This window comes from Mycobacterium sp. (assembly GCF_035506235.1).
Lineage (GTDB): Bacteria > Actinomycetota > Actinomycetes > Mycobacteriales > Mycobacteriaceae > Mycobacterium.
Window position 1 is genome coordinate 1 of the sequence record NZ_DATJPU010000175.1, and the last position, 2,626, is coordinate 2,626.

3 protein-coding genes and 1 pseudogene are annotated in these 2,626 nt (G+C 65.7%); 3 read left to right on the forward strand and 1 reads right to left on the reverse strand.

What is annotated here, in order from left to right:
- Nucleotides 1-317 (reverse strand): transposase family protein (locus VMD50_RS16515; protein WP_325428809.1); only part of this gene is annotated, 317 nt, incomplete at its 3' end.
- Between the two features lie 350 nt (nt 318-667).
- Between VMD50_RS16515 and VMD50_RS16520 the strand changes: the two genes are divergently transcribed.
- From VMD50_RS16520 to VMD50_RS16530, 3 genes and pseudogenes are all read left to right on the forward strand, one after another.
- A complete protein-coding gene (locus VMD50_RS16520) occupies nt 668-1,933 on the forward strand; it encodes an IS110 family RNA-guided transposase (protein WP_325428810.1) in 1,266 nt (421 codons plus the stop codon).
- A 147-nt stretch (nt 1,934-2,080) separates the two neighbouring features.
- On the forward strand, nt 2,081-2,437 hold the full coding sequence (locus VMD50_RS16525; RefSeq protein ID WP_325428811.1) for a hypothetical protein: 357 nt from the start codon (nt 2,081-2,083) through the stop codon (nt 2,435-2,437).
- Between the two features lie 43 nt (nt 2,438-2,480).
- Nucleotides 2,481-2,621: pseudogene (locus VMD50_RS16530) on the forward strand (ISAs1-like element ISMul1 family transposase); the annotation flags it as partial.
- Nucleotides 2,622-2,626 lie beyond the last annotated feature (5 nt).

Sequence of the window (2,626 nt, forward strand, 5' to 3'; positions counted from 1 at the left end):
TGCCGCGCCCACGGCACCGCCACCACGGTGGGACCGTGCTCGGGGCAGTTCACCCGCGGCGCGTCGGCCTCCAGCCACACCCGCACTGTTCCCCAATCCAGCCCTCGCCAGCGGCGCCGGCCCTCACCCCGGTCGTACCACGGCGCCTTCCGCCCACACCGGCCGCAGCGGCCCCCCGCACCCCGCCGCGGCCGCACATGCGCAATGACCACCTCCGCCCCGCCATGCTCGCTCCCGCCGTCGCCCAACTCGACGTCCTCGATCACCGTTCGCTTGTCGACACCCAACAGCGCACGCCATAGGCTCACATTGCGCACGTCGTTTCCTCGCTCTTCGGTTCCTGACCTTCGCTAAGCCAGAAACCCTAAGCGACAACGACGTGCGCCTTCCTCTACGTGTTACAGACCCACGGAAGTGTCAGAAGAGAAGAGATGGGAATGGGTGCTGGCGCGCCCGCTCGCGGGTGGATGAGAATCGGTGTGCGCGTCGCCCGCTGACGTCGAAACGGCTTGGCCCGTCTAGGCCGTAGAAGAGATTGACGCTGGAGCCCCACCCTCGGGTGTCCCCGGTTGCCGCTATGAGCGCGAGTACCAGTCTCTAACTTCATGTTTGGGGGCTCCGCGGGCGACGCGCGCCGCTGTCAACCGACCCGGAAGGAGGATTGGACGTGCAAGTTCTGTACGAGCGGTGCGCTGCTGTCGATGTTGGTAAGGATGTCATCGCGGTGGCTGTGCGGCTGCCCGGTGACGGGCCCGACGGCCGGGCAACGGTGAAGCGCACTTTCAAGACGTTCTACGGAGTGCTCGGTGATGCCGCGCGCTGGCTGACCCGTCAGGGTGTCACGCATGTGGCTATGGAGGCGACGGGGATCTACTCGATGCCGGTCTATCATGCACTGGTCGAGCACGGCGATTTCGAGCGAGTGCTGGTGTGCAACGCCGGACACGTGAGGAACGTGCCGGGCCGCAAAACCGACTTGTCCGACGCCGAGTGGCTGGTGCAGCTGCTGGAGTGCGGACTGCTGCAGGGCAGTTTCATCCCGCCGGCCGACGTCAAGGCGGCTCGGGATGTGATCCGTTACCGCACCAAGCTGACCGAGTCGCGCACCAGCGAGTTGCAGCGGCTCGGCAACGTGCTCCAAGACGCCGGCATCAAGATCGACTCGGTGGCGTCCAAGCTGGCCACCCAGTCGGCGCGGGCGATGGTGGAGGCGCTGATCGACGGGGAACGCCGCCCGGCGGTACTGGCCGATCTGGCCAAAGGGCGGATGCGGGCCAAGATTTCTGATCTGGCGCGGGCGCTGGAGGGCCGCTTCGGCGATCACCATGCGTTGATGTGCCGGCTGCACCTCGAGCACCTAGACCACCTGCAGGACATGATCGCCAAGCTCGACGCCCAGGTCGAGGAGATGATGGCGCCCTTTCGACCTCAGCGGGACCTGCTGACCAGCATCCCCGGTGTCGGACCGCTGGCCTCGGCCGCGATCGTGTCGGAGATCGGCGCCGACCTCGGCGGCTGGTTCCCCACCCCCGAGCAGCTGGCATCGTGGACGGGCCTGTGTCCGGGCAACCACGAGTCGGCGGGTAAACGACATCACGGGAAACGCCGCAAAGGCAACCAGCACCTGCAGCCCTGGCTGGTCGAGTGCGCCTGGGTGGCCGTGCGTGCCGACGGGTACCTGCGCTCGTTCTACCGCCGACAGGTCCGCAAATTCGGCGGCTTCAGCAGCCCCATCGCCAAGAAAAAAGCAATCATCGCCGTCGCGCACAAAATGATCGTCATCATCTGGCACGTGCTGACCACCGGCCGCCCCTACCAGGATCTCGGTGCCGACTACTTCACCCGCCGCGTCGACCCCGAGATCGAGACCCGTCGCCTCGTCGCCAAACTACAAGCCCAGGGATACACCGTCACCCTCGAACCCGCCGCCTGACCACTTACATACGCGCCGCCAGAAGATAACCCGACTCCGCCGGGGTGGCTTCGCCTGCAATGGTCACCTCGATTCACGTACCAGCGCGTTGAGCTGACCGGCTGTGAACTGGGTTGGCCCGCTGGAGTCGGGAACGACGCCTCTCGGGTGCGCCTGGGCTTCTGCCGTCGGCGTGTCGGCTTGCTTGGTGCAGAGAAACTTCGACGTCGCAAGGTTTCCATCGGCACCTGTGGTCGCGCCTTCGGAACACCGTGCATCCCCGAACACGCTTGTGTCCGTTGCGCACTGCTGTGGCCAGACCCCAACCAACGACCCCGTCTGGTCGAGATCTGCGACAACCTCACCGCCCGCATCGCCGAAGCCGAACGCGAGGGCTGGCTCGGCGAAGTCGACGGACTGCAGGTCAGTCTCGCCGCCGCCGAAGACAAACTCTCCCAGATCGACAAACGGTCCCCGAAAACGACCGTCGACCTCGGAACGCCAACGCTCCCAACCGATTCCTGACACACCGACCGGTCGAACAACCGTTCGGAGTCGAGTTCAGAGAATGCGCAACACCGCGATGAACCTGCACCGCCTGCACGGCGCCGACAACATCGCCGAAGCCTGTCGCACCACGGCCTTCAGCACCGACCGCGGTCTCAGCCTCATCACCGACCATCGAAACACCTGGTCACGCGCATGCTAATCAAC